The 13,677-nt window shown below is 26.4% G+C and carries 13 protein-coding genes and 1 other RNA gene; 4 read left to right on the forward strand and 10 right to left on the reverse strand.

Features of this window, described 5'->3' with window-relative positions; all coding sequences use genetic code 11:
- Window positions 1-57: 57 nt before the first annotated feature.
- Complete coding sequence (locus tag O212_RS0110625) at window positions 58-426, forward strand: DUF1667 domain-containing protein (RefSeq protein WP_024615087.1); 369 nt, start codon at window positions 58-60, stop codon at window positions 424-426.
- A 114-nt stretch (window positions 427-540) separates the two neighbouring features.
- Here the strand turns inward: O212_RS0110625 and O212_RS0110630 are convergent, their stop codons facing one another.
- Window positions 541-1,401, reverse strand: a complete 861-nt coding sequence (locus O212_RS0110630) for a TraX family protein (protein WP_024615088.1) — start codon at window positions 1,399-1,401, stop codon at window positions 541-543.
- A gap of 111 nt (window positions 1,402-1,512) precedes the next feature.
- Here O212_RS0110630 and O212_RS0110635 point away from each other — a divergent pair, with 111 nt between their 5' ends.
- Together O212_RS0110635 and O212_RS0110640 are read left to right on the forward strand one after the other, a co-directional pair.
- Window positions 1,513-2,379: a 50S ribosomal protein L11 methyltransferase gene (locus O212_RS0110635; RefSeq protein WP_024615089.1), complete on the forward strand. Its 867-nt coding sequence runs from the start codon at window positions 1,513-1,515 to the stop codon at window positions 2,377-2,379.
- A gap of 83 nt (window positions 2,380-2,462) precedes the next feature.
- Window positions 2,463-3,644, forward strand: coding sequence for a 3D domain-containing protein (locus O212_RS0110640; RefSeq protein WP_024615090.1), 1,182 nt, complete (start codon window positions 2,463-2,465; stop codon window positions 3,642-3,644).
- Between the two features lie 35 nt (window positions 3,645-3,679).
- Here O212_RS0110640 and O212_RS16950 read toward each other — a convergent pair whose 3' ends face one another.
- The 9 genes from O212_RS16950 to O212_RS0110680 form a co-directional block, all read right to left on the reverse strand.
- Entirely contained in the window at window positions 3,680-4,609 is a 930-nt protein-coding gene (locus O212_RS16950; protein ID WP_024615091.1) for an N-acetylmuramoyl-L-alanine amidase, read from the reverse strand.
- A 552-nt stretch (window positions 4,610-5,161) separates the two neighbouring features.
- Window positions 5,162-5,818, reverse strand: coding sequence for a putative ABC transporter permease (locus O212_RS0110650; protein ID WP_024615092.1), 657 nt, complete (start codon window positions 5,816-5,818; stop codon window positions 5,162-5,164).
- 140 nt (window positions 5,819-5,958) lie between these two features.
- Window positions 5,959-6,300: RNase P RNA component class A (rnpB, locus tag O212_RS16250), an RNA gene on the reverse strand.
- Window positions 6,301-6,347: 47 nt separating this feature from the next.
- Complete coding sequence (locus O212_RS0110655) at window positions 6,348-6,611, reverse strand: hypothetical protein (RefSeq protein ID WP_024615093.1); 264 nt, start codon at window positions 6,609-6,611, stop codon at window positions 6,348-6,350.
- 59 nt (window positions 6,612-6,670) lie between these two features.
- The gene (locus O212_RS0110660; RefSeq protein ID WP_024615094.1) at window positions 6,671-7,465 is read right to left on the reverse strand and encodes a Nif3-like dinuclear metal center hexameric protein; all 795 of its coding nucleotides are present in this window, start codon (window positions 7,463-7,465) and stop codon (window positions 6,671-6,673) included.
- Between the two features lie 18 nt (window positions 7,466-7,483).
- Window positions 7,484-8,182, reverse strand: a complete 699-nt coding sequence (locus O212_RS0110665; RefSeq protein ID WP_024615095.1) for a class I SAM-dependent methyltransferase — start codon at window positions 8,180-8,182, stop codon at window positions 7,484-7,486.
- Between the two features lie 107 nt (window positions 8,183-8,289).
- Complete coding sequence (rpoD, locus tag O212_RS0110670; protein ID WP_024615096.1) at window positions 8,290-9,393, reverse strand: RNA polymerase sigma factor RpoD; 1,104 nt, start codon at window positions 9,391-9,393, stop codon at window positions 8,290-8,292.
- Window positions 9,394-9,423: 30 nt separating this feature from the next.
- Window positions 9,424-11,196 carry a DNA primase gene (gene dnaG, locus O212_RS0110675; protein ID WP_024615097.1) on the reverse strand — a complete coding sequence of 591 codons (1,773 nt, stop codon included), beginning with the start codon at window positions 11,194-11,196 and terminating at the stop codon, window positions 9,424-9,426.
- Between the two features lie 201 nt (window positions 11,197-11,397).
- On the reverse strand, window positions 11,398-12,429 hold the full coding sequence (locus tag O212_RS0110680) for a deoxyguanosinetriphosphate triphosphohydrolase (protein WP_024615098.1): 1,032 nt from the start codon (window positions 12,427-12,429) through the stop codon (window positions 11,398-11,400).
- 160 nt (window positions 12,430-12,589) lie between these two features.
- Between O212_RS0110680 and O212_RS0110685 the strand changes: the two genes are divergently transcribed.
- Window positions 12,590-13,654, forward strand: coding sequence for a CotS family spore coat protein (locus O212_RS0110685; RefSeq protein ID WP_024615099.1), 1,065 nt, complete (start codon window positions 12,590-12,592; stop codon window positions 13,652-13,654).
- Window positions 13,655-13,677: the final 23 nt, after the last annotated feature.

Consider the following 13,677-nt stretch of genomic DNA (forward strand, 5'->3'; position numbering starts at 1 on the left):
TAAAATTTTGACAAAAATTATAATAAGTATTTATATAGGAAGGAGCACATATATTAAATGGAAACAAAAGAATTAGTTTGTTTAGCTTGTGATTATTCTTGTACTCTTGCATTAAATTTAGAAAATTCTAAATTAATATCAGTACAAGGTAATAAATGTAATAAAGGAATATTATATGCTAATAAACAATATATAATCCCATGTAGGATAGTAACAACTATTATTAAAGTTAATAATGGTTCTTCTAGAACATTACCTGTTAAAAGTGAACTAGGAGTTCCAAAGTCACTTATTTTTTCAATTTTAAATGAACTTAACGATTTAACTGTAAATGCTCCTATAAATAATGGAGATATAATAAAAGAAAATATTTGCAATACTGGTATAAATATAATTGCAGCTGGAAATGTTCAATTATATTCATAATTTTTAAAATTAAACGTATACTTTATAGTAACAATACCTCTCTAAAAATTATTTTCTAATATCTAATATTAAAAAAAGCCCAATTAAATAATAATTGGGCTTTTAATATTTGATTTAAAGTAATACTGAAAGTAAATATAATATCCACAATTGCAATGGATAAAATATATAGAAAAACCATCTAAAATCTTTTCCTTTTTCCCCATTATATATAAATATAAACGGTATAGTGAATATCATCATCCATTGAGGATATTTTAATAAAGCTTCTAAATTAAACCCTGGGAAAAATAATGCTGAAAAAACAAATATAGCAAGATACATATCTCTTCTATTATTAAAACATTTATAAAATATAAAAACAAAAGCAGGTCCTAATATTAAAGATTCTGTAAATATCCCTAATGATGTTCCAACTAAAATTTTTATAAAAGCTGACTTAAAATCTTTCCCTCTAAACTGTACAAGTCCATTTAGCATAACAAATCCTGCAGATAAAGCTAAAAACATATTATTTGGCATTATATATACTTTATTATAAAATGCGTATCTTAAAGCATATCCTCCGCATATTATTAAAAATATAATTATAGATGCCATCTTATCTGTTAATATTTCAGTTTTAAAAGTTACTACTAAAATAGCTACAGCAAACATTAAAACTAATAAAGTAATACCATATGATAATAAATTAAAATTATTATACATTAAATTACTTCCGTCTACTCCTTTTAATACTAAAATAGATAATATTAAATTTCCTATAAACATTATCTCTGCTGCTAATAATAATCTTTTTTGATAATTGCTCTTTGAAGATGTCTTAAAATATCCTTCTACTAAAAGATAGAAAAATATTGGCATAACAACTCTCCCTACATAAGTAAACCAAAAAGGTGCCCCATTAAAGAAAAATCTTATACTATCTAATAACATAAATAGTACCATTAATAATTTTAGTTTAAATCTGTCCATCTCTTTCTCCTTTGTATTTATTCCACATTAATAGATTATACATCTTTAACCTTTACATTAAAAGTCTTTTGTAATACTATAACTAATATATAATATTAAAGAGGTGACATAATGAAAATTTTATCTTATGAAGTTAAATATATCGAGGTAGATGACATAATTACAAAATTACAAATAAACGATATTTTTAATGTATTTTATGAAAATCCATTAGAAATAACAACAGATGAATTTGGATATGGATTCATTGAAAAAAATAATGAACCTATAATTTTAAAAATAGCCTATGATGAAGATATTAATTATTTTGAGGAATTTAAAGAAAAAGTAAATTTATTATTAAATAGACAGCCATTATTAATAGAAGACATTAATTATGAATATGAAGAATTTAGCATGCCTCCTATTTCAATAAATGATAATTGGGTTTTAGCTAGTCCTGAAGAAGAAATAGAAGAAAAAAATAAAATAAACTTTATATCTCAAGGTGCTTTTGGAACAGGACTTCATGAAACTACTCAAGACTTACTATCTGTAATACTTGAAAAAGACTTTTCTAATAAAAGAGTTTTAGATATAGGAACTGGTTCTGGTATACTTTCTTTAGCAACTGCAATAAAAGGTGCAAGTGAAGTTGTTGCCTTAGATATTAGAGATGTATATGATGAAGTTATGTTAAATGCATCATTAAATAATATAAATACTATTAATGTTTTAGTTGGTGATGCCTTATCAAATGAAGTAGAAATTGAAGGTTTATTTGATTGGATTTATATAAATATAGGTGGTGCTGAAACAGAAATGTTTATGTCACTTATAAAAAAACATTTAAAACCACATGGTAAATTACTCGTTTCTGGACTTGTGGAATGGAGTTTTGACTCTATAAAATCTATTGTAGAATCAAATGGATTTACAATGGATGAAAAGATACAAAGCAACGAATGGTGTACGGCAATATTTTCTAGTATTAACTAATACTTGCAATTAATTTCCTCATTTTTTATTATTGTGCTATAATACTACTTAATATCAGATTTTCTTCTGAAGGAGGTATTCATATGAAAAAAATATTGATATGTTTTTTTACTATGACAGCTTTAATATTAAACTTTGCAATGCCTGCATTTGCTGATACAAAAGCCGACATAGAAAAAAGTAAAGCTGAGTACAAACAACTAAGTGAGGAAATTAAAAATTTAGATAACAAAATAGCAAATTTAGATTCAGAAATAAACGGAATAAATCAAAGCATTAACGATAACAAATCAAAAATGAATTCAATCGAAAAAGAAATTGATACAACAGAAGGTAAAATAGATGAAACTAAAAAAGATATAGATAAAGGACAAGCTATCTTATCAGAAAGATTACGTTCAGCATATAAATCTGGTAGTTACTCTATTTCATCATATGTTACTTTTCTATTTCAATCTAAAGGCTTAAGTGATTTAATTGGAAGAATTGAAGCTATTGAAAAACTTATAAATGCTGATAATGATACAATTAAAGAACTTAAAGATAATCAAAGCAATTTACAAAATGATATAACTAATTTAACAAATCAAAAAAATGAAATAGTAAAACTCAATGAGGAAAATTCTAAAAATTTAAAAACAGTTGTTTCTAAACAAAATGAACTAAAAGAATCTAAAGCTAAATTCGATTCTCAAAAATCACAAGTTGAAGCAGTAATACAAGAAAATGAATCAAAACTTATTTCTTACCCAATAAATATTATAGATTCATCATCTTCATCTATTAGTGATTTACAAAATGCTGTTCAAACATTAAAACAATTATTGCCTCAATTATCTACTTCATCAGTTATAGATAAGGCAAATTCTTATATTTCAAAAGGAAATAGCTTAATTAATAAAAAAAATGAAGCTGAAAAAGCTCCTGCTCAAAATAATAATTCCGGAACACCTGGTAAACCATCTGGTGGTAAAAAAACTATGACTATGGAGGCTACAGCTTATTCTGGACACACAACTACAGCTATGGGTTTAAAACCTGTTAGAGATCCAAATGGAATAAGCACAATAGCTGTAGATCCAAATGTTATTCCTCTTGGAAGTAAGGTATATGTAAGTGGATACGGATACGCTATAGCATCAGATACCGGTGGAGTTATTAAAGGAAATATAATTGATTTATTTATGAATTCAGAAGCAGAATGTACTCAGTTTGGTAGACAACAAGTTACAGTAACTATAATAGCTTATCCAAATGAATGGTAAAAAAATAGCCAAGCTTTTAGCCTGGCTATTTTTATTTATTTTTCATATAATTTCTTCCAAGTATTCTTTCCTACTATTCCATCCACTAATAATCCATTATCTTTTTGAAATTTCCTTATTACTTTTTCTGTAACTTCTCCAAAAGTTCCATCTGCTCCATATGGGCCTAAACTATATTTATTATATAAAAGTCTTTTTTGAACTAGCTTAGTTATATTTCCACTACTTCCTTTTCTTAAAGTTACACATGCATCTAATGTTTCTTCTCCAAAATATCCATCTACATTAAGGTTTCTATTAAATTGATTATTTAATTCTAATTGAAGATTTTTAACTTCCTGACCACTTATTGATTTTTCCCATAATTTTTTAGATATATTTGTGTTAGGTTTAGCTGAAGTTGAATCTTTATCTGGTTCTTTAATTACTTCTTCTATTATTTCTTTTCCTATTATCCCTTCTGCTATCTTTTTACCTATTTTATCATATCCTAAGGCCTTATATAGTTCTACATCTTTAGTTGCTTCTACAAAACATACTTCTATTATCATTGCTTTCATATTTGTATTTCTAAGTTCATAAAGACTTGTACTATTTTTAACACCTCTATTTTTAAATCCAAGCTTACCTAAATTATCTACTACTCTTTTCGCTTCTATAAAATTGTCACTATAAGTCCACACTTCTGAGCCTATAGCACCATCATATTTATCATATGCCTTATTAAAATGACAGCTTACAAATAAGTCTACCATTAATTCATTAGCTTTATTTACTCCATAAGCTAATTCTGAACCTACTGTGTTGTATGAATCACTTGGTGTTACATCTACAACATCTACTTTTGCAATTTTTAAATATTTTATTACTGCATCTTTTACTTTTCTATTTTCTGTCGTTTCATCTAATATACCTTTAGCACCTCGTACTGAAAATGTGTGCCCTGCCCTTATTGCTATTTTCATATAAAACCCTCCTTTTAAACTTTAGTAAAAATTAACGCTCTATATATAAATATGCATTTTATTATACTTTTGCTTTTTATTTATACTATTATAAATAAAAATATAATATTTTTCTAAAGATTCTACTATCTTAAAAAGAATTTTAAATTTAAAAGTAAAATATATTATATAACTTATTTTTAGCTGTAATTAAAAATATAAATTAATGTAATATATAAATAATAAAAGGAGAGATTATATGAACTCAAAAAATCATTTTAAATTTTTTCCTAAAAATTCATTTATAACTTGCTATATAGTTAAATTTTAAAATAATAACATTAATATTAATCATTACAAGCAATTGAAAAATACTATAAAATGGTCAAAGTTTGGCAAAACGAGTTATCATGCATATTGTGAACTGTCAAAAGAAAAATTAATTGAACTTTTATGTAGAGAAATTGGAATAGAAGCAAAAGATATTACAGTGATAAATGTATCAGAATTATCAGGACTAAGATTCTATTAATTATAAAAAGCATTAAAGTTACCTTTAATGCTTTTTTACTTTTATTTATTTTTTGGTTCTGGGAAAATCATATTTGGATATACTTTTTTTAAATATGAGTTTGGATAATGTTCATCCAAAAACCTATCTATTGCATTATCTGCCTTTACATGATTTATTCTAGCTACTTCTCTTCTTACTGCAAGTGCTGATAATATTATATTAGGTACCATAATAATTATAAAAATATATGTACAAATTTTTATTGTTTTATTTGAAAAATGATTAATAATTTTATTAAACCAAGGATATACTTCTTTTATAAAAAACAAACCTAATATTCCCCAAAAAACACAATACTCAATACTTGTTCTACCATTAATACTAAGTGCTTTACTAGTGTAATCCCATGATATTGTTCCTACCATCTTTTGTTGAACCAATGAACAAGTATATTCAAAAAATCCACCTAAAACTGCACTTATTAAAAATATTATAAATCCATCCCATTTTGCAATTTTATATAAAAGTATTGTACAAAGAACACAACCTATTCCATACACAGGACTAAAAGGTCCATATAATAATCCTTGTCTACTTTGAAAATATCCATTTCTTATAAAACACCAAAGCATTTCTATAGCATAACCTAAAACTGAACCTATCATAAATATCCAAATCAGCTTATATAAATTTATTTCTTTTTTTAAATCAAACATCTTTTTCATCCCCTTTTTATAATATCAACATAAAAAATGATATCATTATATTAAATATTAATAGGGAACTTCTTTTTAAATTTTTTTAAATTTTAAATATAAAAAAAGAAAAACACTAGGTAATCCCCTAGTGTTTTTCATATATGAGATAAGCCATAAGCGGAGTTCTGTATTAAGCAATCATCTATCTAGGCTTACTATTGCTAGCAAGCTCAAGCGACACACCACGAAACGGGACGGGCAGCCCCAAAATGTTTCTTTCTCGGTCTTGCTCCAGGTGGGGTTTACATAGCCATAATGTCTCCATTATGCTGGTGAGCTCTTACCTCGCCTTTCCATCCTTACCTAAAATATAGGCGGTATATTTCTGTTGCACTATCCTTCGAGTCGCCTCGACTGGCCGTTAGCCAGCACCCTGCCCTATGGAGCTCCGACTTTCCTCTCCTAGCTCAAAGGCTAGCAGCGATTGCACGTCTTACTCACATCGTATATATTATCATATATCTTTTATTTTTACAAATGAAATTTTTTACAATTCGCAAAGCAATAGTAATATTATAAGTAATAATGCCATTATAACTACACCTGTCAGTCCAACACCAAACAACAATAATGCACAAACCATTGCACCACAAACAATGCATTTTGCCGGTGTAAACCACCAAAAGAAAATTGTATTTTTAAATTGCTTAAAAGGTGAGCCTCTTCTTGATCCTAAATTTTTAAATCCATTCATAAATTTACTAAATCCATTTTTTTCACTATTCCCTCTATACTTTGCCTTCTTACTCATAACACCATCCATTAAACATTATTATTATTTAATATATGATGATATTATAAATTTATTAACTAAACAAATGTATATGGATCTTTAGTAACTTTAGATTCTATAAATTCTATATCAGTAAAGTTATCTTTTAATGGTTTTATAGCTTCTAAAAAAGCTAGCCATTCTGTTCCAAAATGCCCAGGGTCTATTATAGTAATTCCAAGTTCTTTATAATCTGATGCAAAATGATATGTAGTATCCCCTGTTATTATACAGTCTGCTCCAAGCTTTACTGCATCACTTAAGAAATCTTGACCACTGCCATTTATTATAGCTAATCTTTTCACAACTTCATTTCCCTTAACAACTCTTAAACTTTCAATGTTAAGTTTTTTCTTTATTAAATTAACTATATCTTCTACTTTTAAATTATCTTTCAAATTTATAACTCTTCCAAGTCCAGATTCATTAAACTCTGGATTTTTTGATTTTTCTATTATAATATTAGAATCAAATCCTAATATATTTACAATTTTATCATTAATTCCATTTTTAACTGAATCTAAATTAGTATGACTTGAATAAAGAGATATATCATTTTTTATAAGCTCTATTATTTTATTTCCAAGCAAATCGTTTTTAACAATTTTATTTGGTTTCCTAAATATTAATGGATGATGTGTTATTATCATATCACATTTATTTTCTATAGCTTCTTTTATTACATCATTTGTACAATCAAGAGCTAATAAAATTTTAGAAACCTTTTTATCTTCATCTCCAACCATAAGACCTACATTATCAAAACCTTCTTTAAGTATTTCTGGAGCCATTTTATTCATAAAATTATTTATATCTCTAACTGTTATACCCATAAATCTCATCTCCATATATTAATTATTTATATATTGTGCTAAATTATTTAATATATCTATTTTTTCTTTTAATTCTTTTTTTCTTTCTACTGCACTCTCTGTATCATCATCTATAAAATTTAAAATCTTATTATATTTTTCAATTTTAGAAGCTATGTATTCTTTCATTATTGGATTTTTATCCCTTAATAATTTAGGGCTAATTTCATAATATATTGGATCTAATTCTGTACTTTCTCCATCTTTCACCCTAACTTTAAATAACTCATAATACTTTTCTTCATCTATACATAAGTCTTCTTCTATTACTTCATATCCATTTGTATAAATATATTCTCTTAAAACTTCTGGATTTTGAGCTGGTTGAAGTATTATAAAATCAAACCCTTTAGCTTTTTCTTTATCAGCCTCAAGTATATCTCTTATTAAATTTCCTCCCATACCTGCTATAACTAATCCTTGTGCTTCACCTTTTGTTATAGGTTCAAGACCTCCACCTAATCTAACTTCAACACTTTCATCTACTCCTTCAAATATTGAATTTAGCTTTGCCTTATCTAAAGGGTCTTTATTTATATCTGTGGCAATAGACTTTTTACATATATCTTTTAAAACTGAATATATAGGAATATATCCATGGTCTGTCCCAACATCAACTAAAGTATCACACTTATCAATATAATTAGCTATTAAATTTAATCTTTTACTTAATTCCATATGTCTTCTCCTATTTTCTAATGATGATTTATTTTCTTTTGTTTAGGTATTTATTATATCATAAATTAAAAATTAAAATAGCACCACATTTTGGTGCTATTTTAAGACTAATCTAAATAGTCCTTAAGTTTTTTACTTCTTGATGGATGTCTTAATTTTCTTAAAGCTTTTGCTTCTATTTGTCTAATTCTTTCTCTAGTTACATTAAATTCTTTACCAACTTCTTCTAGAGTTCTTGCTCTTCCATCATCTAAACCAAATCTAAGTCTTAATACTTTTTCTTCTCTTGGAGTTAAAGTATCTAATACATTTATAAGTTGTTCTTTAAGCATTGTAAATGCTGCTGCTTCAGCTGGTGCTAAAGCATCGTCATCTGGAATGAAATCTCCTAAATGGCTATCTTCTTCCTCACCTATTGGTGTTTCAAGTGAAACTGGTTCTTGAGCTATTTTTTGAATTTCTCTTACCTTTTCAACTGGTAAATCCATAACTTTTGATATTTCTTCTGGGAATGGATCTCTACCTAGTTCTTGAAGTAATTGTCTTTGTACTCTTATAAGTTTATTTATAGTTTCAACCATATGAACAGGTATTCTTATAGTTCTTGCTTGGTCAGCAATTGCTCTTGTAATCGCCTGTCTTATCCACCATGTAGCATAAGTTGAGAACTTGAACCCTTTTCTATAATCAAATTTTTCTACAGCCTTTATAAGTCCTAAGTTACCTTCTTGTATAAGATCTAGGAAAAGCATACCTCTTCCTACATATCTTTTAGCAATACTTACAACAAGTCTAAGATTTGCTTCTGCAAGTTTTTTCTTAGCATATTGACTTCCTTCTTCAATTTGATTTGCAAGTTTAATTTCTTCTTCTGAAGATAATAGAGGTACTTTTCCAATTTCTTTTAAGTACATTCTAACTGGGTCATCTATTGCTATACCCTCTGGTACGCTTAAATCTAATTCTTCTGTTTCTTCTTCAGTTTCTGTATGTGGCTCTCCAGTTACCTCTATTCCCATTGATTCTAATACTTCATATATTTTTTCTATTTGTTCTGGACTTAATTCAATATTATCAATTTCATCCATAATTTCTTTGTATGTTAAAGAACCGCTCTTTTTACCTTTATCTATCAAATTTTTAACTACAACCATTTTTTGATTTCTATCTTTTTTTTCTTCTTTAACCTTTACCTTTGTTTTTCCTGCCATAATTTGTTACCTCCTTCCGTCATGACCAACTTAATCCCTCTCGCCCTTTTTTAGTTCACTATTTAATTTATTTAATTCAAGTGCGATTTTTATTGAATCCTCTATTAATCCCTTTTCAGCTAATTCCTTTTGTTTCTTTTTAAGCTCTTCAATTTCTTTTTTTAATTTAAAACTCTTAACCTCTTTTATGTAATCTAATATTAGTCTTTGTTTATCTGCAGCTTTTAAAACTTGGAATTCTTTTATTTTTACCCATTCTTTAGAAGATTCTACATCATCACAACCAGCCTCAACATGTAAAATAATATCTTTTAACCCATTTTCTTTTCCTTCTTTAATAAGATTGAAAATTTTAGAGTAAGAATTAGAAATTAGATCATCTGATGAAATATTATTAACTATCTCACCATAAAAATCTTCATCTAACATTAATTTTATTAATGCTTTTTCAGCTTTTAAATAACCAGGTTCTACATATAATTTTGTTCCAAATTCTTCCTTTTTATTCATTAAATCATCAGTTTTCGTATTTCTATTTATAGCGATTAAATCATATAAAGATTGTTCTTTTATTCCTGTATCTTCAGATATACTCTTTACATAAATATCTTTCTCTACAGGATTTAATTTCGCTAATATTTCAGTAACCCTATCACCATATTCTATAATAGAAGTTTTATCTTTGAAGTTTATTCCTTCTTTTGCTTTTTTTAATTTATAAGATATTAAATCTTCGGCATTATTAACTAACTTTAAGAAAGCATCTTTCCCATTACTTCTTACAAATTCATCTGGATCTTTCCCTTGAGGTATTTGCAATACTCTAACATCAAAACCAGCTTCTCTTAATATATCAAGTCCTCTAAGTGTAGCTGTTTGTCCTGCAACATCTGCATCATATGAAATAATTACCTTATCTGCATACCTCTTAAGAAGACGTGCTTGATTTACAGTTAATGCAGTTCCAAGTGATGCAACTACATTAGTTATTCCATACTGATGGAGAGATATTAAATCCATATATCCCTCAACTATTATAAAATATCTATCTTTTAGATTATTTTTTATTGCAAAATTTAACCCATATAAATTAGTTCCTTTTTGGAATACTAAAGTTTCTGGAGAATTTAAATATTTTGGTTTAGAATCATCCAGAACTCTTCCTCCAAATCCTATAACATCGCCTTTTATATTAAACACAGGAAACATAACTCTATTTCTAAATCTATCGTATAATGTTCCTTTTTGGCTTTTTATTATAAGTCCTGCCTCAAGCATTATTTCATCACTAAAACCACGTTTGTTTAAATAATATCTTAAATTTTGCCATCCTTCTTTTGAATAGCCAAGTCCAAATCTCTTTATAGTTAAATCTTTAATCCCTCTGTTACTAAAATATTCTTTAGATTTTGAGTCTCTCTGAAGATTAGAAAAAAAGTATCTAGCAGCCTCTACATTAACTTTATATAAAAGCTTTTTCTTTTTAACTACTTGACTTTCCTCACCATTTCCAAGACTTAACTGAATATTTGCTCTTTCTGCAAGCAGTTTGCATGCCTCAACAAAATTTAATTTTTTTTGTTTCATAACAAATGTAAGCACATTACCTGCTTCACCACATCCAAAGCATTTATATATTTGTTTATCTTGCGAAACACTAAAGGAAGGTGATTTTTCATTGTGGAACGGACAAAGTCCCATATAATTTCTACCTGATCTTTTTAGTTTTACTACATCTGAAATAACATCAACAATATCATTCTCTTGCTTAATTCTTTCAATAGTTTCTTCTGTAATACGCAAGGAGCTCTCTCCCTCCTCAGCTTTTTTATGCAACTTATTTTATATTCGACATTTTTTTGCTTATCCCTTCTTTTCTTATAAACATTTTTGTAGAATATTATATTTTGTTGCTCTTTTTATACATATTCTTCTTAAATATTCAAATTCCTTCTTTTATATACAAATTTATTTTTCCTAATTTTGTATTTTTTATTCCTTTTTTTAGTAAATAACTAGTTTAGGTACATAAATTTCATTAAATTTATTTAAACAGTAATCATCACTCATTCCAGCAATATAATCACAAACACCTCGCTCTAATCCTTCATTCTCAACAATTTTCAAATAAAGTTTAGGCATTTTTTCTGGATTTTTTATATAATAATTTAATATTTGTTCTAATATAAACTTAGCTTTTTCTCTCTCTACTTTTAAAAATTCACCTAAATAAATATTTTTAAACATAAATTTTCTAAGTTCTATCATAGCTTCATCTTTTTCCTCACTAAGTCCAACCTTCAAAATACCTTTTTCTAAATTCTTATTAGATTCATTTATAAAGTCCTTAACTAAGCTCTCTATTCTTTTTGAGTGATTATTCCCTAAAACTTTAACTACTTCTTTTGGAATATCATCTTCACTTAACATATTTGCTCTTATAGAATCATCTATATCATGATTTAAATACGCAATTTTGTCTGAATATTTAACAACTCTTCCTTCTAAAGTAAAAGCATTATTTTTTATTTCTTTTGAAAGCCCACTATGATTTATAATTCCATCTAAAACTTCTTCTGTTAAATTTAAACCTCTTCCATCTCTTTCTAATTTTTCAACAACTCTAACACTTTGTTCATTATGTCTAAATCCTTCTTTTAAAAAATCATTTAATACTTCTTCTCCATTATGTGCAAATGCTACATGACCTAAATCATGCCCTAATGCTATAGCTTCTATTAAGTATTCATTAAGACCTATTCCTATTCCTATAGTTCTTGCAATTTGTGATACTTCTAAAGTATGAGTTAATCTTTTTCTATAATGATCTCCATTAGTTCTTATATATACTTGCGTTTTATCTTTTAATCTCCTAAAAGCTTTAGAATGTATTATCCTGTCTCTATCTACCATAAAGCAAGTTCTTATATCATCATTTTCTTCACTAATTCTTCTTCCCCTACTTTTTGAAGATTTTTGTGCCTCTTTTCTTAATGTCAAACTCTCAAAACTCTCAATTTTTTCTCTTATATACACATAATTCACCTCTTATTAAACAATTCTATATATATCACTAAAATCCTCTATTTATGACTTCATCTTAGTATTTGCAAAAATTTTAATTTTATTATTATTCTATTTAGATAAATACTTTAATAAACATAGTAATAAGCAATTTATTTAAGGAGATTATTTAATGAATAAAAAGTTTAAAGATAATTATAAAGATATATTTTCTGAAGAAAATATTAAAAAGAAAATATTAATTCATTATGGTTTAGATAATGCAAAACTTGAAATAATAAAATTTAAAGATACTGATAAACAAAGAGTAGTTTATAAAGTTACTAAAGATAATATTTCTTATTGCTTAAAAAAAGTTTATTTTGATGAAAAAAATCTACTTTTTGTTTATTCAGCTTTAGAATGGCTATGGAAAAACGGAATAAAAACTCCAAGACTTTTAAATACATTATCTAAAGAAAAGTATGTAAAATTTAAAAATATGTTTTTCATACTGACTACTTGGATAGATGGTATTAAATGTGATTTTGATAATTCAAATCATTTAATAATCTCAATAAGACAGCTTGCAGGAATACATGCTTCTTCAAGGAAATTTAAACCAATACCTGGGAGTGAAAATCGTATAGGCCTTTCTGATTATTACATATCTACAGCAAAACATTTTAATCAGTTATTATCATACTATAATTTAGCTTATAAAATATCAGATAAATTTTCTAATGAATTTTTACAACACTTTGATGATAATTTAGAACTTGCTAAAACTTCATTATATCTAACATCAAATATAAATGATAATGAACTATCTAAATCTTTATGTCATGGTGATTATGTTAATAAAAATATTATTTTTGACCATGACTTTAATATATGGGTAATAGACTTAGATAAATGTAGATTTGATTATTCTCCTAGAGATTTTGCTTATTTTCTTAGAAGGCTTTTAAAAAGAGATAATACTTGTTTTAATGTTGAGCTTACTTTATCTCTTTTAAGAGAATACAATAATATATCAAAACTCACTCCTTCTGATTTAAGATATATTTTAGCATATACATCATTCCCACAAAAATTTTGGAAACTTTCAAGAGATTACTACAAGAATATAACTAAATGTAATAAAACAGCTTTCTTAAATTTACTTCAAAAATCTAATGATAAAACTTATTTCCAACTAAAATTTATTCAAGAAATATTACCTAGAATTGAATCAGAATATGGGGTTAAACTTTAAAAAAATCCTAGAGAATATTATCT

Source organism: Clostridium sp. Ade.TY (assembly GCF_000498355.1).
In the GTDB taxonomy this organism is placed as follows: domain Bacteria; phylum Bacillota; class Clostridia; order Clostridiales; family Clostridiaceae; genus Clostridium.

Bases quoted from the DNA above. Each gene is read 5' to 3' on its own strand.
- O212_RS0110625 (WP_024615087.1), top strand. From the start codon at position 58: ATGGAAACAAAAGAATTAGTTTGTTTAGCTTGTGATTATTCTTGTACT.
- O212_RS0110630 (WP_024615088.1), bottom strand. From the start codon at position 1,401: ATGGACAGATTTAAACTAAAATTATTAATGGTACTATTTATGTTATTA.
- O212_RS0110635 (WP_024615089.1), top strand. From the start codon at position 1,513: ATGAAAATTTTATCTTATGAAGTTAAATATATCGAGGTAGATGACATA.
- O212_RS0110640 (WP_024615090.1), top strand. From the start codon at position 2,463: ATGAAAAAAATATTGATATGTTTTTTTACTATGACAGCTTTAATATTA.
- O212_RS16950 (WP_024615091.1), bottom strand. From the start codon at position 4,609: ATGAAAATAGCAATAAGGGCAGGGCACACATTTTCAGTACGAGGTGCT.
- O212_RS0110650 (WP_024615092.1), bottom strand. From the start codon at position 5,818: ATGTTTGATTTAAAAAAAGAAATAAATTTATATAAGCTGATTTGGATA.
- O212_RS0110655 (WP_024615093.1), bottom strand. From the start codon at position 6,611: ATGAGTAAGAAGGCAAAGTATAGAGGGAATAGTGAAAAAAATGGATTT.
- O212_RS0110660 (WP_024615094.1), bottom strand. From the start codon at position 7,465: ATGGGTATAACAGTTAGAGATATAAATAATTTTATGAATAAAATGGCT.
- O212_RS0110665 (WP_024615095.1), bottom strand. From the start codon at position 8,182: ATGGAATTAAGTAAAAGATTAAATTTAATAGCTAATTATATTGATAAG.
- rpoD (WP_024615096.1), bottom strand. From the start codon at position 9,393: ATGGCAGGAAAAACAAAGGTAAAGGTTAAAGAAGAAAAAAAAGATAGA.
- O212_RS0110685 (WP_024615099.1), top strand. From the start codon at position 12,590: ATGAATAAAAAGTTTAAAGATAATTATAAAGATATATTTTCTGAAGAA.